The sequence below is a fragment of the Streptomyces sp. NPDC056580 genome (assembly GCF_042793175.1).
Classification (GTDB): domain Bacteria; phylum Actinomycetota; class Actinomycetes; order Streptomycetales; family Streptomycetaceae; genus Streptomyces.
In genome coordinates this window covers 335,676-355,167 of sequence record NZ_JBHTVE010000006.1, presented here as the reverse complement: position 1 = coordinate 355,167, position 19,492 = coordinate 335,676, and the positions used below count along the sequence as shown (strand labels likewise).

Annotated in this window: 19 protein-coding genes and 4 pseudogenes; 11 read left to right on the top strand and 12 right to left on the bottom strand. The window is 69.9% G+C overall.

Going from position 1 to position 19,492, the window contains the following annotated elements:
* Positions 1 to 10: 10 nt before the first annotated feature.
* Entirely contained in the window at positions 11 to 1,594 is a 1,584-nt protein-coding gene (locus tag ACFQ9Z_RS15500; protein WP_383016703.1) for an FMN-binding glutamate synthase family protein, read from the bottom strand.
* 104 nt (positions 1,595 to 1,698) lie between these two features.
* Between ACFQ9Z_RS15500 and ACFQ9Z_RS15495 the strand changes: the two genes are divergently transcribed.
* On the top strand, positions 1,699 to 2,334 hold the full coding sequence (locus ACFQ9Z_RS15495) for a hypothetical protein (RefSeq protein ID WP_383016700.1): 636 nt from the start codon (positions 1,699 to 1,701) through the stop codon (positions 2,332 to 2,334).
* Between the two features lie 675 nt (positions 2,335 to 3,009).
* Here the strand turns inward: ACFQ9Z_RS15495 and ACFQ9Z_RS15490 are convergent.
* Complete coding sequence (locus ACFQ9Z_RS15490; RefSeq protein ID WP_383016697.1) at positions 3,010 to 4,257, bottom strand: MFS transporter; 1,248 nt, start codon at positions 4,255 to 4,257, stop codon at positions 3,010 to 3,012.
* A gap of 136 nt (positions 4,258 to 4,393) precedes the next feature.
* Between ACFQ9Z_RS15490 and ACFQ9Z_RS15485 the strand changes: the two genes are divergently transcribed.
* Complete coding sequence (locus ACFQ9Z_RS15485) at positions 4,394 to 5,329, top strand: LysR family transcriptional regulator (protein ID WP_383017176.1); 936 nt, start codon at positions 4,394 to 4,396, stop codon at positions 5,327 to 5,329.
* 43 nt (positions 5,330 to 5,372) lie between these two features.
* Here ACFQ9Z_RS15485 and ACFQ9Z_RS15480 read toward each other — a convergent pair whose 3' ends face one another.
* Both ACFQ9Z_RS15480 and ACFQ9Z_RS15475 read right to left on the bottom strand, forming a co-directional pair.
* Positions 5,373 to 5,501, bottom strand: a complete 129-nt coding sequence (locus tag ACFQ9Z_RS15480) for a hypothetical protein (protein ID WP_383016694.1) — start codon at positions 5,499 to 5,501, stop codon at positions 5,373 to 5,375.
* Positions 5,485 to 5,926, bottom strand: a pseudogene (locus tag ACFQ9Z_RS15475) (RHS repeat-associated core domain-containing protein); the annotation flags it as partial. The gene ACFQ9Z_RS15480 and the pseudogene ACFQ9Z_RS15475, both read right to left, overlap by 17 nt.
* 389 nt (positions 5,927 to 6,315) lie before the next feature.
* Here ACFQ9Z_RS15475 and ACFQ9Z_RS15470 point away from each other — a divergent pair.
* Positions 6,316 to 6,711 (top strand): hypothetical protein, encoded by a 396-nt coding sequence (locus tag ACFQ9Z_RS15470; protein WP_383016691.1) that lies wholly within the window; start codon positions 6,316 to 6,318, stop codon positions 6,709 to 6,711.
* Positions 6,712 to 7,192: 481 nt separating this feature from the next.
* On the opposite strand, the gene ACFQ9Z_RS15465 is transcribed toward ACFQ9Z_RS15470, so the two are convergent.
* A complete protein-coding gene (locus ACFQ9Z_RS15465) occupies positions 7,193 to 8,419 on the bottom strand; it encodes a hypothetical protein (protein ID WP_383016688.1) in 1,227 nt (408 codons plus the stop codon).
* A gap of 615 nt (positions 8,420 to 9,034) precedes the next feature.
* On the opposite strand from ACFQ9Z_RS15465, the gene ACFQ9Z_RS15460 reads away from it, so the two are divergent.
* Entirely contained in the window at positions 9,035 to 9,376 is a 342-nt protein-coding gene (locus ACFQ9Z_RS15460) for a hypothetical protein (RefSeq protein WP_383016685.1), read from the top strand.
* Positions 9,377 to 9,512: 136 nt separating this feature from the next.
* On the opposite strand, the gene ACFQ9Z_RS15455 is transcribed toward ACFQ9Z_RS15460, so the two are convergent.
* The 3 genes from ACFQ9Z_RS15455 to ACFQ9Z_RS15445 all read right to left on the bottom strand — a co-directional run bounded on the left by ACFQ9Z_RS15455 (position 9,513) and on the right by ACFQ9Z_RS15445 (position 11,093).
* Positions 9,513 to 9,887, bottom strand: a complete 375-nt coding sequence (locus tag ACFQ9Z_RS15455) for an SH3 domain-containing protein (RefSeq protein WP_383016682.1) — start codon at positions 9,885 to 9,887, stop codon at positions 9,513 to 9,515.
* Positions 9,888 to 10,044: 157 nt separating this feature from the next.
* Positions 10,045 to 10,269: a hypothetical protein gene (locus ACFQ9Z_RS15450; RefSeq protein WP_383016679.1), complete on the bottom strand. Its 225-nt coding sequence runs from the start codon at positions 10,267 to 10,269 to the stop codon at positions 10,045 to 10,047.
* A 461-nt stretch (positions 10,270 to 10,730) separates the two neighbouring features.
* The gene (locus tag ACFQ9Z_RS15445) at positions 10,731 to 11,093 is read right to left on the bottom strand and encodes a winged helix-turn-helix transcriptional regulator (protein ID WP_383017173.1); all 363 of its coding nucleotides are present in this window, start codon (positions 11,091 to 11,093) and stop codon (positions 10,731 to 10,733) included.
* Between the two features lie 131 nt (positions 11,094 to 11,224).
* Here ACFQ9Z_RS15445 and ACFQ9Z_RS15440 point away from each other — a divergent pair, with 131 nt between their 5' ends.
* On the top strand, positions 11,225 to 11,593 hold the full coding sequence (locus ACFQ9Z_RS15440; protein WP_383016676.1) for a DoxX family protein: 369 nt from the start codon (positions 11,225 to 11,227) through the stop codon (positions 11,591 to 11,593).
* A gap of 272 nt (positions 11,594 to 11,865) precedes the next feature.
* Here ACFQ9Z_RS15440 and ACFQ9Z_RS15435 read toward each other — a convergent pair.
* The 3 genes and pseudogenes from ACFQ9Z_RS15435 to ACFQ9Z_RS15425 all read right to left on the bottom strand — a co-directional run.
* Positions 11,866 to 12,072, bottom strand: a pseudogene (locus ACFQ9Z_RS15435) (transposase); the annotation flags it as partial.
* 35 nt (positions 12,073 to 12,107) lie between these two features.
* A pseudogene (locus ACFQ9Z_RS15430) lies at positions 12,108 to 13,003 on the bottom strand (transposase family protein).
* A 123-nt stretch (positions 13,004 to 13,126) separates the two neighbouring features.
* Positions 13,127 to 14,629: an aldehyde dehydrogenase family protein gene (locus ACFQ9Z_RS15425; RefSeq protein WP_383016673.1), complete on the bottom strand. Its 1,503-nt coding sequence runs from the start codon at positions 14,627 to 14,629 to the stop codon at positions 13,127 to 13,129.
* Positions 14,630 to 14,780: 151 nt separating this feature from the next.
* Between ACFQ9Z_RS15425 and ACFQ9Z_RS15420 the strand changes: the two genes are divergently transcribed.
* Positions 14,781 to 15,410 carry a TetR/AcrR family transcriptional regulator gene (locus ACFQ9Z_RS15420; protein WP_383016670.1) on the top strand — a complete coding sequence of 210 codons (630 nt, stop codon included), beginning with the start codon at positions 14,781 to 14,783 and terminating at the stop codon, positions 15,408 to 15,410.
* Positions 15,411 to 15,689: 279 nt separating this feature from the next.
* On the opposite strand, the gene ACFQ9Z_RS15415 is transcribed toward ACFQ9Z_RS15420, so the two are convergent.
* Positions 15,690 to 16,079, bottom strand: a complete 390-nt coding sequence (locus tag ACFQ9Z_RS15415) for a helix-turn-helix domain-containing protein (protein ID WP_383016667.1) — start codon at positions 16,077 to 16,079, stop codon at positions 15,690 to 15,692.
* Between ACFQ9Z_RS15415 and ACFQ9Z_RS15410 the strand changes: the two genes are divergently transcribed.
* From ACFQ9Z_RS15410 to ACFQ9Z_RS15390, 5 genes and pseudogenes are all read left to right on the top strand, one after another.
* Positions 16,013 to 16,504 carry a DUF1345 domain-containing protein gene (locus ACFQ9Z_RS15410; RefSeq protein ID WP_383016664.1) on the top strand — a complete coding sequence of 164 codons (492 nt, stop codon included), beginning with the start codon at positions 16,013 to 16,015 and terminating at the stop codon, positions 16,502 to 16,504. The two genes, ACFQ9Z_RS15415 and ACFQ9Z_RS15410, sit on opposite strands and share 67 nt — an antisense overlap.
* A 111-nt stretch (positions 16,505 to 16,615) precedes the next feature.
* A complete protein-coding gene (locus ACFQ9Z_RS15405; protein ID WP_383016661.1) occupies positions 16,616 to 17,548 on the top strand; it encodes a Dyp-type peroxidase in 933 nt (310 codons plus the stop codon).
* A gap of 98 nt (positions 17,549 to 17,646) precedes the next feature.
* Complete coding sequence (locus ACFQ9Z_RS15400; protein WP_383016658.1) at positions 17,647 to 17,889, top strand: hypothetical protein; 243 nt, start codon at positions 17,647 to 17,649, stop codon at positions 17,887 to 17,889.
* 92 nt (positions 17,890 to 17,981) lie between these two features.
* A pseudogene (locus tag ACFQ9Z_RS15395) lies at positions 17,982 to 18,095 on the top strand (IS5/IS1182 family transposase); the annotation flags it as partial.
* A 351-nt stretch (positions 18,096 to 18,446) separates the two neighbouring features.
* Complete coding sequence (locus ACFQ9Z_RS15390) at positions 18,447 to 19,016, top strand: DUF4232 domain-containing protein (protein WP_383016655.1); 570 nt, start codon at positions 18,447 to 18,449, stop codon at positions 19,014 to 19,016.
* The last annotated feature ends 476 nt before the right edge of the window (positions 19,017 to 19,492 follow it).

Sequence of the window (19,492 nt, the reverse complement as noted above, 5' to 3'; positions counted from 1 at the left end):
GTCCTCCAGGTCACACGGTGAAACGGTCGGGGTCGGCGGCCTGCCAGTCGGCCGCCCAGGAAGCCGGCGGCCCGGCGAGCAACTGCCCTGGCTCGAGCCACTCGTAGAGCTCCTCGTAGGAGCGTTCGGTGATGGGGTCGATGCGTCGGCGGAGCATGTGCGGGCGCAGCTCCGCGGGGTCGGTGACGCCCATGGACGCCATGATCTGCAGTGCGCCGGCCACAGTCGCCTCCTGGAAGCGCTGGACGCGTGGCGCCTTGTCCCGCACGTCCAGGGCGCGGGCCCGGCGGGGGTCCTGGGTGGTGACGCCGGTGGGGCAGGTGTTGGTGTGGCACCGCTGCGCCTGGATGCAGCCGACGGCGAACATCATGGCCCGCGCCGCGTTGCCGTAGTCGGCGCCCTGCACCATGCGCTTGACGAGATCGGTACCGGTGGCGATCTTGCCGCTCGCCCCGATCCTGATGCGGTCGCGCAGTCCGGCGCCGACCAGGGCGTTGTGCACGGTGAGCAGGCCTTCGGTGAGCGGGGTGCCCACGTGGTCGGCGAACTCCAGCGGCGCGGCCCCGGTCCCGCCCTCGGCACCGTCCACCACGATGAAGTCGGGCGCCGTGCCCTCCTCCAGCATGGCCTTGCACACGGCCAGGAACTGCCGGCGCGAGCCCACGCAGAGCTTGAACCCCGCGGGCTTGCCGCCGGACAGCTCGCGCATGCGGGCGATGAACCGGACGAGTTCACGCGGGGTGGAGAACACCCGGTGGTACGGCGGGGAGACGACCGTGCGTCCCTCGGGCACGTCCCGCACCCGGGCGATCTCGGTGTTCACCTTGGCCCCCGGCAGCACACCGCCGATGCCGGGCTTGGCGCCCTGCGAGAGCTTCAGGGACACGCACTTGACGTGGTCGTGCGCGGCCTTGTCGGCGAACTCGGCCGCGTCGAAGCCGCCGTCGCGGGTCCGGCAGCCGAAGTACCCGGTGCCGATCTCCCACACGAGGTCGCCCCCCGGCCGCAGGTGGTACTCCGACAGCCCGCCCTCGCCGGTGTCGTGGGCGAAGCCCCCTGCCGCGGCACCGCCGTTGAGGGCCAGGACCGCGTTGGCCGACAGGGAGCCGAAACTCATCGCCGAGACGTTCAGCAGGGCCATGTCGTACGGGCGGGCGCAGTCCGGGCCGCCGATGCGTACCCGCGGCGGCGACTCGGGCACCGGGCACGGCGCCATCGACGGCACCAGGAACTCGTAACCGGGCTGGTACACGTCCCGTTCGGTGCCGAACGGCTCCTCCGCGTCCGTGCCCTTGGCGCGCTCGTAGACGATGCTGCGCACGTCCCGGTCGAAGGGGCGGCCGTCGTAGTTCCGCTCGATGAAGTACTGCTGCAGCTCCGGGCGTATGCGCTCCATGAGGAACCGGGCATGGCCGAGGACCGGATAGTTGCGCAGCACCGAGTGCCGGCGCTGCACCAGGTCCCAGGCGCCCAGCAGCCCGAGCAGGACCAAGGGCACGGCGGCGAGCAGCCACCAGGGCGAGAGCCAGGCCGACGCCAGGGAGGCGAGCACACCCGCGACGAGGGTCAGGGCGACGATTGCTATGCGTGTCACCACCTGCTCGTTGCCGGGTGATCGCGCTTCAGTCCTGCGGCCGTGTCAAGAACCTCCCAAGCACCGCCGTGCCGCCGTGTGGGCGCAGCTGGGACGATGTCCGGGTGAACTACTTCTCGTACGCGGGCGACGGTCCCGGCCGGGACGGGTGGTGGCCTCCGGAACCCCGTCCGGCCGAGCCCGGCCGGTGGCCGAAGCTGGAGGCCGCGCTCGCCGTGGTCAACCGCGACCTGGTGGCGACCCTGCCGGGCCAGGACGCGCTGATACTGATGGTCGACCCGCCTCGGCGGCCCGCGCCGCCGGGCGAGGTCGATCGGGGTCAGGTCTACGTGGCGATGCCCGACGGCCGTTGGCACGGCAACCCGGTGAACGCCGTCGACCTGGAGGAGGGCGATCCGCCGGAGCCGGACGACGCCGAGACGGTCCTGGCCGTGGTCGCGGATGCGGCGCAGTCGACCGTCATGGAGCTGCTCTGGCAGGTGTGGCCGGTCTGCCGGGAGCACAAGACCGGCGTGCACCCGCGTCCCGCGGGGACCGGTGGCGACTGGGACTGGGACGGGACGGAGGCCGCGGGCCCGACGGTGTGGTGGTGCCGTGGCGGCCGGGACGGCGCGTGCCACGACGTCGCCCCGGTGGGCGAGTTGGCCGCAACTCTGCCGGGAAAGCAGCGGCGCGCGCTGCGGCGCGCCGAGCGCGGACGGGGCGGCCGGCCAGCAGGCGGCGGCCCGCGGCAGGCGTGAGGGTCCCCGTCCGAGGCGCGCGCGAACGAACGGCGTCACGCGCGAAGGGCGTGAACCGGCGCCGCGCCAGGACCGGGCGTAGGCGCAGCGCCCGGACCCCGGGCGTGAGCGGGTGCCGGGCCCGGAACGGGTGGGAACACGCCGCGCCCCCAACCGGGCACGAATCGGTGCCGCACCCGGAGCGAGCGTGAACCGGCCGCACCCGCAACCCAGCCGTGGACCGGCCGCGTCCGGACGGTGTGAACCGGCCGCGCCCGGGCTCCGGGCGTGAATCGGCGCCGCGTCCGCGGCGGGTGTGAACCGGCTCCGTGCCCAGGCCGGGTGTAAGCCGGCGCGACCCCAAACCGGGTACGAACCGGCCACGCCCAGGTCCCGGGCGTGAACCGGCGCCGCACCCGGACCGGACGTGAACCGGCCGCGCCCAAACCGGCTGTTAACCAGCGCCACACCCGGACCCCGGGCGTGAACCGGCGCGGCGCCCGGCCCTCGGACGTGAGCCGGCGCCGCACCCGGACCGGACGTGAACCGGCCGCGCCCAAACCGGGTTAACCAGCGCCACACCCGGACCCCGCGTGAGCGGGTGCCGCTCCCGGAGGGGCGTAGGTGGGCGCCGTGCTCGGGCGGGGCGGGCGTGCCGGTCCGCCGGAGGCCGGGCCAGTCGGGCTTGCCGGTGTGTCATGCGGTGCTGGGGGACGGTTCCGGTTCGTGCCGCGACGTCTGGTCGCGCCGGGGAAGCAGGAGCGGGCTGGCCAGGATGAGCAGTCCCGCGACCGCGAGCGCGGTGCGTGGGCTGGTGGCGTCGGCGAGCAGCCCGCACAGCGCGGTGAGGACCGCGATGGACGCCTGCTGGCCGATCGACCAGGCCGACAGGGTGCGGGCTACGAGGTGCCTGGGCGTGCGTTCGAGCCGGTAGGCGGCGAGCACCGGGGTGTAGAGGCTCATGTTGACGATGATCGCCAGCTCGACGGCCATCACGGTGAGCAGGCCGACGACACCCGGACGGACGAAGGCCAGGCCGATCAGCCAGACGGCGCGCAGGGTGCCGACGGTCCGGAAGACCCGGTGCCGGCCGTGGCGGGCCACGACACGGCGGGCCAGCCGCGAACCGACGAGTCCGCCGAGGCAGGGGGCGGCGAAGGCGAGCCCGTACTGCCAGGGCGGGAATCCGAGCCGGCGCAGCAGGAGCACGGCCAGGACCGGCTCGGTGGCCATGATCAGACCGGCGACGAGCATGTTGTTGAGGTAGAGCGCCCGCAGTCCGGGATCGCCCATGATGTGACGCCAGCCGTCCAGCACGGCGCCCGCCCGGACCGGGCCCTCCCCGGCCGGCCGCGGCGCCGCCTCCTCGCGGCCCCGGATCGCGGCGATGCCCAGCGCGGAGAGCAGGTAGCTGACCGCGTCGGCCACCACGGTGGTGACCGGCCCGAACAGACCGATGGCGGCTCCGCCCAGGGGTGGTCCGACCGCGATGGAGCTCCAGTTCGTTGACTCGAACCGCGCGTTGGCCACGAGCAGGTCGTCCGGTCGCACGAGTGTCTTCAGGTAGGCCCCGCTCGCCGCGTTGAACGCGATCTTGGCGGCGGCGACCAGGGCCGACACCACGAGCAGCTGGACGAAGCCGAGCCCGTCGAAGGCGTAGGCGACCGGGATCGTCGCCATGACCGCGAACCTGGTCAGGTCCATCGCGATCATGACGGGCCGCTTGCGGCGGAACTCCACCCACGGCGCCAGCGGCACCGCGATCAGCGCGCCCACGGCGGGTCCCACCGCGGACAGCGCGGACACCTCCGCGGGGCCGGCGTGCACCACCAGCACAGCGATCAGGGGCAGTGCCCCGAACCCCAGCCCGGACCCGTACGCGCTCACCGCGTACGCCGACCACAGCCAGCCGAACGGCCGGCCCAGTCGTCTCCTGCCCATCATGTTCAGCGCGCCCCTCGAGTCCCACCGGAACAAGCCAACGTTGCCCGAGGGGAGCTAAACGGGACGCCCCGCGCCAGGTCAAACAACCGCATCGCCGACCGGCCACAACCATCCGTTGTCGACTAAGGTGGCGGCCGTGGACCTCGGGGCCGTACACACCTTCGTCGCCGTCGCGGAGGCGGGCCAGTTCCAGAAGGCCGCCGCCGACCTGTCGATCACCCAGCAGGCCGTCTCCAAACGGGTCGCCGCGCTGGAGCGCGAGCTCGGCGTGCGGCTGTTCACCCGCGTGCCGCGCGGCGCCGAGCTGACCATCGACGGGCGGGCCTTCCTGCCCCACGCGCGCGAGCTGCTGCGCGTCGCCGAGCGCGCGGTCGCGTCCGTGCGCGCCGGCCGCCGTCCCCTGCGCGTCGACGTGATCAACTCACGCGGCGCGGCATCGGGTCTCATGCGCGGCTTCCACCGCGCGTACCCCGAGATCGACCTGGACGTGCTGATGCTGGTCGAGATCGAGACCGCCGTCGCCGCCGTCCGGTCCGGTGCGATCGACGCGTCCTTCCGCGCCGTCGCCATGCCCGGCCGGCCCCTGCCCGAGGACCTGGAGTCCGTCCGCGTGGTCGACGAGCCGCTCCAGCTCCTCACCGGTCCCGCCCACGCGCTGGCCGACGTCCGCTCGGTGACCGTTGCCCAGCTCGCCGGGCACCGGATCTGGATGCCCGGCATCACTCCCGGGACCGAGTGGGCCGCCTACTACGACGACCTCGTCGCCGAGTTCGGCCTCACCATCGAGGCGACCGGACCCAACTTCGGCTCCGACGCCCTGCTGGACACCATCGCCGACACGCCGGGCCTGGCCACCTTCATGGGTGGGCACACCCGCCTGATCTGGCCCGCCGGGCACGGGCTGCGCCGTATCCCGGTGACCGACCCGACGCCCGTCTACCCGCACTCGCTCATCTGGCGCCGCGACAACCCCCACCCGGCGCTGGCCACCCTGCGCGCGCACCTGGCCGCCGCGACGGCCGGGCACGACGCCGCCGGGACCTGGCGGCCGGGCTGGGTGGCTCCGCACTGACGCCGTCGGGCGGCGGGACCGGCGGCCGCCGACACCTCGCCTTCTACTTCTTCTTGCGGGCCTGTGTGACTCCGAAGACGATGAAGGCCACGATGGCGATCCCGAACAGGACCCGGAGAGGAATGCCGTCGAGTCCCTTGTAGGCCAGTGACGTTTCAGCCGAAGGTCGCACGAGATCTCCTTCGTCGTGGTGCGGGACCATAGGGGGCGGGGTCAGCTTGTGGCGTCTTCGTAGGCCGCGTCCGTGGCCTCACCGACCGCCATTCCACGCCGACGGTGTCCGTCACGCCGCTCAGGCTGAGGGTGCCGGCCGGGTCGATGCGGTTGACGGGGTCGCCCTCGGCGTAGAGGTAGGGGTTCTGTTCCTGGCCGGAGGGGTCGGGCTGGGTGAAGCGGCCGACGTTGGCGTCGTAGTAGCGGGCCTGGAGGTGGTACAGGCCGGTGGGGCTCCTGGTAGTTGCCGGCGAAGCGGTACGGCTGGGCGACCGGTTCGGAGGACTGGGCCAGGATGCGCACGCCGCGGGGGCTGTAGGTCTAGGTGTCGACCTTGTTTCCGTCCACGTCGGCCAGGCCGATCACGGAGCCGATGGCGTCGGTCGTTCTCCTGCGGCCACCCCGGACGAGCATGCCGAAGGGACGTGTGCGCGTGGCTTCCCCACAGGAAGACGGAGGCCGGCGACCCCACTGGTCACCGGGCGCACACAACCTGACACAGGAATCGCACAAGCGACCGAGCCGTGCCCTCGCATCTGATCGCGGGCAGGAATCAGCCCCTCCTCATCCGAACAAAGGGAAACGGAGGGGCGAATGACCTCGAAGCGAAGCTCTGGAGGGATCACTGCGGCGCCCGCGGCCGATGAACGATGGCTGAAAAGTTTTCGCACAACAACAGTTGAGCCTAGGACTGCCGAAGATCGGGCAGCGGTAGGTCTGGACGCCCGCCAGAGCCGCTGAGGCGTCCGCCTTCACCTTTGGGGGGATCCGCGATGCCGAGTTCCGGCGCACGAAGACGTACGAAGGCTTCCGGCCCGGCGGGTGAGTCGCCGCCGGCGTTCGAGCTGTCCCTGCCGGAATACCAGGCCGTGCTCCGCGTGATCGAGCACGCCCGGGCCTGTCTCGTCCTGCGCAGCGGCAGTGACGCCGCGACGATCCACAACGCCAGCGGCGCCGAGTTGGCGTCCCTGCTGCACCAGCGGGCCTCCGCCGCCAGCGCCCGTGGCGTCTGCGAGGTGCCGATGCTGGCCGGCGAGATCCGGCACCTGGAGGCGGCGGTCCTGAACCTGGAGTCGTACGGCGGCCACGAAACCGTGCTCTGCGACGGCTACGCTCTGCTCGAACGCTGCGAAGCCCTCGCCGCCGTGCTGTCCCGCCGGTCTACTTGAGGTAGACGACGCCGTCCGTAGTGACGGTGGGCCGTCCCGGAGGCCCTACGACCACGGTCCTGACGGTGTGCTTGGCACTCGTGGACCAGCCAGCCGGCCCACCGGCCGGAGCAGAGCCGTCCCGTCACGCCGACTGAGTGCGAGGGGCGGTAGGCGCCCATGTGCGGCGGCTGCGGCATCCGTACGACCCGGGCCGGGCCGCGCCGCGCTCGTCGACCTCGACCGCGTGGCACCCCACACAGTGGTCCGGCTCAAAGAAGCCCTGTACCACCTCGGCCATTCCCAGGTTGGTGAGCGCATCGACGCCGCATTGCACACTCCGCTCACCGACGCGGCCCGCCGGCCGGTCCTCGTTCCGAGGTTTCGACGTCGAGACGCTGTGCCGGGCCGTGCAGGATGCGTGGCGCGGCATCAGGGACTCATTGCTGCTGGGATCGCGAATGACAGACTCTTTCCCTGGTCAGGTGACCGGAGGGGCTGGTCAGCGCCGGGCCTTGATCTCATCGAGCGTTTCTTCGACCGGGCCCGCCAAGACGTCGAGCAAGCCGTAGCGGCTCCGTACCTCGCGGTCCGCCCGCTCGGAAAGGGTATGGTTTTCCTCACCTACCGGCGCGATGGCCGGCACCACGTTTACACCATGTACGCCAAAGCACCAATAGGTAGTGATGCGGCGCTTCTTTCTCGTGATTTGATCGATCGCATTGATTTCTTGCACATCGGCCCCCTGAATGATGGTGTCGTACTTTTTTTCTTTTTGGTCCTCCTTCATCCATTGCGGCACAGCAGCACCCCGCCAGGAATAGTTAGAGCCCTTGAATAGGCCCATATCGAGCCGGTCTTTACGCGCCAGGTTCAGGGTAGCGTAGAACGTCAGCTTGTCGAAGCTCGTGTTGCTGGGAAGTTGAACAACGGTCCGCGTGAGCAATTCGTCGTTAGGTTCGACCCAACTTCCGGGGAGCATCCACGGCTGCGCCGCCACCAGCTTGCCCGGCTGGTAGACCTCCCTGCGGGTGAGTGGGTGCTTCTCCTGGTATTTTGCCCATTGCTCGGCGTCCTGTCGCCATTTCGCCTGGGTCAGGTCCTTCTTGCTCACCGTCACGCTCTCTCCCATGGCATGGAACTCGGCGCCCAGCACGTAAAATCCCATATCATTGTGATTCACGAGCTTGATGTCGACCGGCACGGAGAGCACCATTCCGTCCGCGCTGAGCACTGCCTTACCCGGGTTCAGTTGCACGAGAGGGGTGGCCTCGCGCCGGTATGGCTGGAAAAGGTATTGGTAGCTGAAATTGGCGACCGCGACGAGCGCGGAGACGATGAGCGCCGCAGCCACCCGCTTCGGCGTGGGGATCTCATCCAGTCTTCGCCACACCAGGACGACAGCGGATAGCGAACTTAGGATGAGCACAACGGACAGTACTTTATAGCCGACCTTCTCCCCGTCGTTCCACACCTGTAACGCGAGCAAGACGTTCGTCAGCAACGCCACGCCAGTAGAGATCAGCGCGACCACTCGAAAGTTGGAACTCGGCCCGCGGACCCAGCAGTCCATGACCGCGGCGATACCCACGGCCATGATGAGAGCCGCCACCATGAGAGCTACTCCGGTGACGCACCCCGCGAAAGTCAGAGCCAGGCTGAAGTCCTTGAAGCCGAACCAGCCCACGGGCACCGCCGTCGCGAGCAGGACCAGCACAATCCATGCCATCTCTGTCCGCGAGCATGGGCATCTCAGGCCTCTTCGCCCCATCACATACGCGCCGGAGCGAACCCCTGGGTTGGGCCCTGGGGAAGTCGTCACATGATCACCTTCCTGGCTGCACACCGGGATCCGATCACCATGGTCCGAGTGATCCACGCGGAGCACTCAGTGATCTACGCGATCACTGCACACATTCCGCCGGGATCACTACACACATTCCACCGTTCGGCCCACTCATCCAGCGCCAAGCCATGACGCTGCTTCACGCGGCTACTCGCCACGGCGACGCGCGGTCCCGGCGCCCCGTTGGCGCCGTCGGCGCCGTCGGCCTCGTGACGTGCCTGTCTCGCGGACACCGTTGCCGCTTCCGCAGCCCGCATCTCACCCACGCCCACCGCATAACGGCCGCCGCGTAGCGGGCCGAACACCGCCTCTCAGTCACCGGATCACCCGTCAGTCTGTCGTTCGGCAGCCGTTGCGTCCGGGCCGGCTCCGCGGGGGAAGGCGGCAGCCCGAGCCGGGCCGATCACGGCTCGGGCTGCCGATGCCACCATCCCGACGGCGTTCGCTCCCCGTCAGCATGCCGCCGCTCGGTGGGCGGTGCGGCTGCGCGGGCAGGGCATGTCCGCTCAGTACATCGCCGACCGGGCTGGGCTGTCCGTGACCCTGGTCCGCCGCGTGCTCCGGACCCCCATGCACGGCTCCACGGTCCGGGACATCGCCCGCACCACTGCGGACGCCATCCTCGGCATCCCGCTCCCCCGGCGCCACACCCCCGGCGCCCCCGGCCTGACCGACTCCACCGAGGCGTCCCGGCTGCTGGCCGACCTCGCGCGCGCCGGATGGCCCGCCACCGCACTCGCCCAGCGGCTGGACATCAACCCCGTACCGTCGGCGAAGTCCGCGACAAACGCCTCCGCCTCGACCGGGCGCTGCGGATACGCCGCCTGCACCGCGACCTGATCGGCGTCGATCCCGCCAGCCATGGCATCCACCCCACCGACAGCGGGCACGGCCCGCACGCGGGGAACGCCAGAGCCCGCGCCTGGGCACCCGGAAGAGGGTGGGCCAAGGCGCGGGCCCTGTGTCGCGGACGGTGTCAGTCGGTCCGCATCGGCACGTCGATGTAGGTACGGCTCACCCAGCCCCACTGGAGTTTGTGCGCGCTGTAGTAGGGCTTGAGGTAGCCCCGGTTGCCCTTGTAGCAGGCCCAGTAGACGCCCTGGCCCTTGGGGAGCAGGCCGAGGCTGGTGTAGCTGGTGCCGGGGCCGGTGCGGAAGTTGACGGGGGCGGTGACCCGGGTGTCGAGCTTGACCTGGTGGGTGCACGCCTTGGAGCCCGTCGCCGCGCTCGCCGGCGCGGCCGCGGCGAGCGACAGTCCGAGAACCGAGGAGGCGGCGACGGCAGTGGCAACCGTCGTGGTCCGGACACGGTGCGCGGGTGCGGTCCGACGGGGGACGGACGGAAACGGCACGGTGATCTCCCCTTGCTCGGTGGTAGTGAGGGGAGCGTCCATGCGGGCAGCGGCCCGCAACGGGTGCGGCGCACGGGCGTGCCAGGGCCCGGCATGGCGACCGGGGGCGGCGTTCCGCACGGTGGGACCACTCCCCCGCAGTGTGCCCCGCCTGTCGTCATCTGGAGACGGCGAAGCCGCCACGGACCCAGCCCCATGTGCCGGATGCCAGACCGCTCTTGGAGCGGTGGCTGAGCTTGGCGTAGAGCCAGGCCTGGGGGTGGGCGGCGGTGCCCTTGCGCACGCCGCAGTGGGCGACGTACGTGTCGCCCTTGTAGAGCAGCCCCTTGGAGGCGTAGCCGGTGCCCGGGCCGGTGCGGAAGTTGACGCCGTTGACGGTCACCGTCGAGGTCTCGCGGGTGACGTTGTAGTGGCATGCCGATGAGCCGACGGCCGAGGCGGTGGGCGCGGCGACCGCTGCCGCACCGGCGAGGAGGGTGACGGCGGTCGCGAGGGTGGCAAGTCGCCGGCCGGCTGTCGACGGGATGCGCGTACGGGGTATCGCGATTTCTCCTTGATCAGCGAGGTGCCGGGGCCCGTAGCGCGGAGCGGTGCATCCGATTGCGGGCCCGGCGCTGGCAGGCCGGCTGCATCCTGCGCGCCGCGATCGGCTGCCGCCCGGCCCACGGCGCCTCGCTCCCGCGTACCGGCTTCGTGACGTGCCCTGCCCTCCCCGGAGGCGGGATACGGTCGGGCCGGGTGCGAGGCCGCCGCGCTCCGCTGCCGTGGGGTGGGTCGCGTCGTCGTGCCGGTCTCGGCCTTTAGCGGGGCAACCGGCGCTCTGCCCCGGCGTCGCCGGATGGGTCAGGAACCGACGGGAGGGGTCTTCGCCGGGGTCGTCCGGTCCGTCTTGAAGGTTCCGGCCTCTTCGGCCGCTTCCCGGAAGGTGACGACCGCCTCGCCGTTCTCCCGCGCCCATGCGGTGAGCATCCTGATGGGCTCCTCCAGGGTTCGCCCCAGATCGGTCAGGCCGTACTCCACGCGCGGCGGCGCCTCGGCGTACGCGCGCCGCTCGATGAGCCCGTTGGCCTGGAGTCGGCGCAGCGTCTGGGTCAGTACCTTGCGGGAGATGCCACCGCTCAACTCGACCAACTCGCCGTGGCGCAGCGGGCCGTCGGTCAGCGCGAAGAGCGTGACCATGGACCACTTGCTGGCGATGATCTCCATGGCCAGGAGGGCGGGGCAGTCGGCGAGGAAGGCGATTTCGGGTCGCAGGCTCACACCCCGAAGGTTACCTGGAGGTACCTATCGGCTGCCTATCGTCGTCGAGGTGCGCACGTCCCTTTCCCGCATCTCGCATGATTGAGGTTTCAGCCGTGTTCGTCTCCCTTGCTGTCGTCACCGTGCTTATGTCGGTGGTTCTCCTGGTATCGGCCGCGGCCAAGTCCCTGCGGACGCGGCACATCGCCGAGCAGATGTCCGCCCTCGGAATACCGCCGGGGATGATGACCTTCCTGATCTGCGCTCAGGTCGCGGGTGCGGCCGGCGCGGTCGCCGGACTGCGGTGGGAGCCCGTCGGGATCGCCGCCGCGATCGGCCTGACGCTCTACTTCGCCGGGGCGGTCGCCGCCCACCTGCGCGTCGGCGACCGCGAGGGCGCGCTTCCGGCGGCGGTCCTCACCGTGGTCTCGGTCACCCTGATCGTGCTGCGCGTCGCCACCCTGTGATCCGCCGTGACGACGCGGACCAGGCGGCACGGTGGTCATCGTGCCGCTGTCGGCTCCGGTGCGTTGTGGGCGCGGCAGTAGGCCAGTGGTGACAGGCCCAGGTGCGGCCCGCGGCAAGGACGGCGGGGCGGCCGCGTGAAGAAGCGCGGTGAGGAGGTGCGGCGGCTCCGCGTCTTCGTGCTGGACGGCCAGGCCCTGTCACTCCCGGTCCGCGGTGATCATACGATGATCGCGCGCGGCACGGATGGCCTGCATGGCCTTGTCCCGCAGGCTGCGAGGGCGTCGATGAGGCGGAAGACCGTCGGGTCGGAGGCGACCGGCCCGAACACGGCCGGCTCGGCCCGCAGCATGGCGACATCCGCGAGGCAGTCCCCGCCCAGCGCAACCGCCAGGGCCACGTCCAGCAGGATCTCGCCCGGATCGTGCACCGCCCGAGCCTTCCGCCACGGCATCATCGCCGCTGATATCGCGGCGTCTAGCGGGCGGGTCGTGTTTGGCCTGCTCGTGGCCTGTTTCAGGCGGTGACGGTGCGGTCGGACACGAGGCCGGCGATAGCGCGGTAGGTGTCGGGCAGGCGGTCGCGGCGGTGGGTCCAGCGGGTCAGTTGCTTCCAGCGTTTGTGATCGGCGAGGGCGTGTTCGACGGTGATGCGGTCGGAGGAGTGGCCGTGGCGGTCGCGTTCCCACTGCTCGACTCTGCCGGGCAGTGCTCCCGGACGCGGTTTTCTGGGCGGTGTGATCGCTTGCCCGCGGTGGTCGCGGCTCAGGCCGAGGCAGCCGTCGTCCAAGAGGACCTCGACATCGGGAAAGTGCTGGAAGCAGCTGGCGATGCCTTCGTTGCGGGCGGCCGTGGCATCGTGCATACGCCCAGGCCGCAGGGCATCGGTTCATAACGTGCGGCCCCGCCAGTCAGCGATGACGGTGGCCTTCATCGTGTTCTGTTTCTTCTTGCCGGAGACGAACGCACGCCGTCCACCGCGGCCGGCCGGGGCCGTCGGACCTGGATCTCGGTGCCATCCAGCCGCAGCTCGATGCCCTCGGCCTGGGCGTAGGCGAAGACGTCCGCCAGTGTCCGCAGCCGCAGACCGGGACGGTCGGGAACCGCGCACCCCCGATCGGCCAGGAGCGGACGTATCTCTGCGATCGCACGGGTGATGGTGGAGCGGTCGACGCCGAACAGCAGCCCCAGCACGGAGTGCGGCAGGTCGTGCCGCAGGTGGATCAGTGTGGCCACCAGCCGGTCGACGAAGACCAGCTGGTGGCGGGCGCCGGCTCCCGCGGCCCGCTTCCTGGCTCCACCTCGTGCAGCATGACGACGGCCCTCGACCCCGGCCTGCCACGACACAGCCAACTCCTCAACCAGGCAAGCGAGATGACGCCGAGAGATTCCCGTGAGCAGCCGGTGTCCCAGGCCTGCGAGACCACCGCCCGGCCGCCGCCCTCAATGCGGACACGCGGGTACGACCCGATACGGCCGCGCATGCCAGTGTGGCGCTCGAGGATGGCCAGGCCGCTCAGGCGTGAGGTGGCGTGGTCACAGCGCGATGCGGACGGTCTTGACCTGAGTGTAGGTGTCGAGTCCTTCCAAACCGCCTTCGCGGCCCAGGCCGGACTGCTTGTAACCGCCGAAGGGGAGGTTGCCGGTGCTCATCTCGGCCCAGGTGTTGATCCAGACGGTGCCGGCCTCGATGGCTGCGGCCATGCGGTGTGCGGTGGTGAGGTTGGTGGTCCACACGGAGGCGGCCAGTCCGTAGTCGGTGTCGTTGGCCTGGGCGATGGCGTCGTCGATGTCGGTGAAGGTAGTGATCACGCCGACGGGGCCGAAGATCTCCTCGCGGACGACGCGCATGTCGGGGCTGACGTCGTCGAGGAGAGTGGGGGCGAAGAAGTATCCGTGGTCACCGAAGCGCCCGCCGCCGGTCACCACGTTCGCGCCCTCCTCGCGGGCGATGTCGAGGTAGGAGCTGACGCGGTCGAACTGCGCCTTGGTGGAGAGCGGTCCCACCAGCGTGCCCTGGATCAGCGGATCGCCCGGGGTGAATGCCTCCATCGTCTTCAGCAACTTCTCGACGAACTCCTCGCGGATGCTCTCCTCGACGAACACCCGTGATCCGGCGACGCAGACCTGTCCCGCGTTACCCAGGAAGCCAGCCGCCACGCCGCGGACCGCGACGTCAAGGTCGGCGTCGGCGAAGACGACCGACGGCGACTTGCCGCCCAGTTCGAGCGTTATGCGCTTGAGCGTGTCGGTGGCCTGGCTCTGGACAAGCTTGCCGGTCGCGGTCGACCCGGTGAAGGCGATCTTCGCGACACCGGGGTGCGCGACCAGCGCCTGGCCCGCCTCCGCGCCCCGGCCGGTGACGACGTTCACGACACCGGCCGGCAGGTCGGTGCCGGCCAGCAGCTCGGCCAAGCGCAGCGTGCTCAGCGAGGCGGTCTCGGCCGGCTTGAGCACGACGGTGTTACCGGCGGCCAGGGCCGGGGCGAGCTTGCCGGGCAGTTGGCCCATCGGACCGTTCCAGCCCCAGATGACGCCGACGACACCGAGGGGCTCCTTGCGGGTGTAGGCCATGTGGTCCTTGCCTGCGGGAACACTCACACCGGACAGCTTGGTAGGCCAGCCGGCGTAGTAGCGGAAGACCTCACTCGCCTCGGCCAGCATGTGTGCGGTCAGCATGCGGGGTGCGCCCATGTTGACCGAGTCAATGGTGGCCAGTTCGTCGGCGTGCTCCTCAATGACGTCGGCGATCTGGTTCAGGATCCGACCGCGCCGGTCGGGGCTCATTTCCGCCCAGGCGGGATCGGTGAACGCCGCGCGCGCTGCGTGGACCGCGGCGTCGACGTCGGCTGCCTCGCCGCGCGGCACACTGGCCAGCGCTTCCTCGGTGGCCGGGTCGGTGTTGGGCAGTGTTCGTCCGGAGACTGCGGCGACCTGTCGACCTCCGATCCACATCATCCGCTCCCCGGCCCGTACGAACGCGGGGATGTCACGGCGGGCGATGTCGGCGACGGGCGGGACGCTCACCGTTGCAGTCATGGTTGTTCCTCTCCTGGTGTCCTGAGCAGATCCGCCCTAAACGGATTGCCTGTCCACTTAACGTATCGGACAGGCTATCCGTTTACAAGAGGAAGTGAGAAGGCTATCCGGTACGCTGGGTTCTGGACTCCAAAGGAAGGAAGCATCTGCCGTGAGCGCTGAGTCCGCACCTGCCCGACGTGCCGACGCCGAGCGCAATCGGTCGAAGATCATCGCGGTCGCCCGCGAGGCCTTCGCCGAACCCGGTGCCGCACCGTCCATGGCCGAGATCGCCCGACGTGCCGGAGTCGGCATGGCCACGCTCTACCGCAACTTCCCCGGCAGACTCGAACTGGTTGAGGAACTCTTCCGTCACACCGTCGACGACATGTGCCAAGCCGCCAAATCCGTCAGTGGCGACACCCCTGGCGAGGCCTTCTTCGCCTGGCTCATGCGCTTCCACGCCACCGGCACCCGCAAAGGACCTCTCGCCTCCGTCCTCCTTTCCGAATCCGCCAATGGCACCCCCATCCTCCGCGCCAGCCGCTCCCGCACGATCGCGGCCGGCGAACCACTTTTCCGCGCCGCGCAACGCAGCGGAGAAGTACGCGACGACGTCTCTCTAGGACAGATCCTCGACGGCCTCGTCGCGCTGGCCGGCATCGACAACGACCCGGACTTCCCCGGCGCCCTGATCCGCATCCTGCTCGACGGTCTGCATCCGAATCCGCACACCACGGGCGGATCGCCGACTACCAGTGAAAACACGGACATCCCCACGAGCACGGGAAGGAGCGAGTGATTGGCGTCCGTCTCCCCGGAAGACCCGCGCCTACCTGCGCCGCCGCAGGATCCGCTGCACCGTTACAAGGCCGACCAAGCGTTGCCGTCGGAAGCCTGGGCGTCGAGGCATGAGCCCGGGATCCCTGACAGCCCGCACCCGCGACCAGCACTTTCACAACGGGTAGAGGGGCATGCCCGACTGCGCTTCTACACCTGGAGAGTGCTTCCTTCCTGTCAGCGGACAGGACCCAGACAAGCCCTCATCGTTGCAGGTCGGAGCCGCTCTTCACTCGCTCGATCAAGTCCCGGAGAGGCTGGCTCCAAAGCCCGAGGCTAAGCGGTAGCCAGCGGCACACAGTGGAGGCGGAGATCGTGTCCGTGATAGCCCGGGTGACGGCCTCGCGCGCGAGTTCGGGGCCTGACCAGCGCGAGAGCGGGGCTCCGGACAGGCCAGTGCCTTGACCTCGGCGATCTGCAGCGCGGTGAACGTCGGAGGCCGCCCCGACCGCTTGCGGTCGGCCAGGGCGGGCACCCGGCCGGCCGCGAATCGGCCGCGCCAGCGGCGCACGGTGTCCACGTGCAGGTGGGTTTCGGCGGCGATCCGGGCGTTGCTGCGGCCTCGTGCTGCCAGGAGCACGATCGTCGCCCGCTGGCGTGCCTGGTGCGGAGTCTTGTGGCCGTAGGCCATCTTCCCACCTGCGGCCCGCAGGTGAGGAACTCGTAATCGTGGCGGTCGCCTCGTGCGGGACTGCTCACCATCGTGCTGCTGCTCCTGCTCGGCCCGTCCAACGCCGGCACGCGGGCGCCGTGACCGCCCTGTTCGGGGTGTTCCTGGCCTGTGCCGCACTGCATCTGATGCACGCCAGCCGCTACGCCTACCTCTACTACGCCGCCGACGGCGGGATCGACTTCAATTCCGGACTGCCGCCCGCGTACCGCGACTTCCTCTACTTCAGCTACAACCTCGGCATGACCTACCAGGTGTCCGACACCGCGGTGTCGAGTACGGCCATCCGCGCGATCGTGCTGCGGCACGCGCTCCTGTCGTACGTCTTCGGCACCAGCATTCTCGCCACCGCCATCAACCTCGTCACCGGACTCGTCACCAGCTGAGGTCCCCGCGACGTCCCCGCGCGGTCGCGCCCTGGAGACAGCAGGATGGGAGAGAGGGCCGCACGGCCCTCGGGCGATGGGTTCCGCCGTATCGGATGAGGAGGACGGGCCGTGTTCGAGTCGCAGCCCGTGGTCGTCGAACCGGCCAAGACCGCCGTGTTCCTCGTGGTCACCATCACGCCGGGCCACGAGGAGACGGTCCGCGATCTGCTGGAGGACGTCTCTGGCCTGTGCCGCTCGGTCGCCTTCCGCGCCCCCGGCGAGCAGCTCAGCTGTGTCGTCGGCATCGGCTCGGCCGCCTGGGACCGGCTGTTCCGCGGACCGCGGCCACGGGAGCTCCACCCGTTCGTGGAACTGAACGGCGAACGTCACCGGGCCCCGGCCACCCCGGGAGACCTCCTCTTCCACGTACGGGCCCGCCACATGGACCTGTGCTTCGAACTGGCCCACCTGCTCACGGAACGGCTGCGCGACGCGGTCGCGGTGGTGGACGAGGTCCATACCTTCAAGTACTTCGACGAGCGCGACCTGCTCGGGTTCGTCGACGGCAGTGAGAACCCCGAGGGACGGCGCGCGACCGACGCGGTGTTCATCGGCGACGAGGACCCGGACTTCTCGGGGGGCAGCTATGTGACGGTGCAGAAGTACCTGCACGACATGACGGCGTGGAACGCCCTGTCGTCGGAGGAACAGGAGAGGGTCATCGGGCGCACGAAGCTCGCCAACGTCGAACTGTCCGACGACGTCAAGCCCGCCGACTCCCACGTGGCGCTCAACACCGTCACGGACGAGAACGGGGACGAGCGCAAGATCGTGCGCGAGAACATGCCGTTCGGCACCCTCGGCAAGGGCGAGTTCGGCACGTACTTCATCGGCTACGCGCGCACCCCGGACGTGACCGAGCAGATGCTGAGGCACATGTTCCTCGGCGACGGGCGCGCCACCCACGACCGCATCCTGGAGTACTCGACCGCCGTCACCGGGTGCCTGTTCCACGTGCCGACGGCCACCTTCCTCGACGACCTTCCCCCCGCCCCGGGCTGAGTCCGGTCAGCCCTCAGGCTGCTCGCCCAGCCCCACACACTTCTCGCGCGCGGCGATCACATGGGCACGAGCGGCTGGGCGGCCGGCACGGCTCCCGCGTGGTGCTCGACCACTATCTGGAGGCCCTGCTGCGCAAGCCGGGAGCCTTTCCCGGCTCGACCGCGCTGGAACAAGCCCGCTCCGCGGGCCGCTTCACCCCCGTCCACGACAAGTGGTGGGCCGCGGCGAAGGCCGCCCACGGTGACGCGGCCGGCACCCGTGCGCTGATCGAGGTGCTGCTGCTGGCCCGACACATGGACCACGAGCAGGTCGTCGCCGGTCTGGCCGCCACCTACCGGTAGTTCGTCAAATCCGGTGGTGGTGTGGGTTGACGGCAGGTCCGGGTTGGTCGTAGGCCGGTGATAGGAGTCAACTGGCTTGCGTTCGCCGGCCGGACGAACCGGACGATCACGCCCTCGGCCGATCCCGAGGCGGACTGACCACCAAAGCCCACCTCGCCTGCGACGGCCGCGGCCGTCCTCTTGCCATCCTGCTGACCTCTGGGCGTGACAGCGTGACAGTTGTCCCGTGCCACTGGATCTTGACCGTTTGCCATCGGACTTTGACAGACGCGAGTTCGTGTCATCGGAGTTTGATCACCTCAGGTCAGCAACTCAGCGCACCTTCGGTGCGCGCCGGGGGCGTGGTGCAACCCATGGCGCAGTGGAGGTGCTTCTGTCTGCCTTGACGGCCATCTGCACGGGTGGAGCCTCTCGTCACCGTTCCGTCACAAGTAGTCGCCGCACGAAACCCTGCCGCTCTCTCACCCTGTCTGCACTCACGTACCACGACCACACGTACCGCGGGGTAACACCGACGACCGAAACTCGCGGACGAGACGACTCAGGGGGACGACAGCATGCGGCACAGCAACGGCATTCGCAGGGCGGCTCTGGCGACGACGGCGGTCACGGCCGTCGCGGCGGCGGTGACAGGCGTCCTGCCCGGCACCGCCATGGCGGCGAGCACCACCACCTCCACCCCGCCGCCCGCCTGCCCGGCTTCCGCCCTCCAGGTCAGCGCCTGGCAGGCCGGCCACCGGCCCGTCGGGACCGGGACCGGGGCGGCAGTCGTGCAGTTCACCAACGTCTCCCGGAGGACGTGCGTCCTGAAGGGCCATCCGACGGTCGCGGGCGCCGGCAACGGCTCCCCCGCCCACAACACCCCGCTCAAGGTCACTCCCACCGGCAGGGCGGCCACCGTGACGGTCCGGCCGCACGGCAAGGCGTGGGTGAAGCTGACCTTCGTCCAGGTCCAAGGGGAGGCCGACGGCTACTGCGTGTCGGGCAAGGACCCGGTGACGTATCCGACGATGGTCATCGGGCTGCCGCACTCCGGGAAGCACCAGGTCGCCCTGAACGACGGGGTGTGGGCCGAGTGTGACAACAAGGTGACCGTCACCCCGGTCTCGGCGGTCAAGCCTTCCTGACCCCACCGTCCCCAAAAATCGAGCAGCATGCACGACGATCGCAACGCCTTGACCTGCACCTTTTCGAGACGCTGCACATAAGTGCAGGCCAGCGACTCAGCGCACGGTGCGCTGAGTCGCTGACCTGCGGTGATCAAACTCCGATGACATAATCCCGGGCGCGCTGACTCCGGCTCGATCCCGGCCCGCCGCTCCCCGCGCATCCGGGGATGGTCTACTGCCGACGAATCTCTGACTCAGGTCACTAGGTTCGGTGCGGTAGGCACTGGCCCAATAGCGCTTGGCTATGGAAACCTCCTGTGTTGGGACAAGCGTGCCAGGCCACCGGCCCGGCATCTCATGATCCAGCGATGACGGAACACCGATTCTTCACCTAACGCCCTCTGAGGTCCGGCCTCATGTAAAGCTGGTGTATCCGGGCTCAGGGTTGCGATTTTTTCGTGTACCTGAGAGTGAGGAACAATCCCACCCAAAAA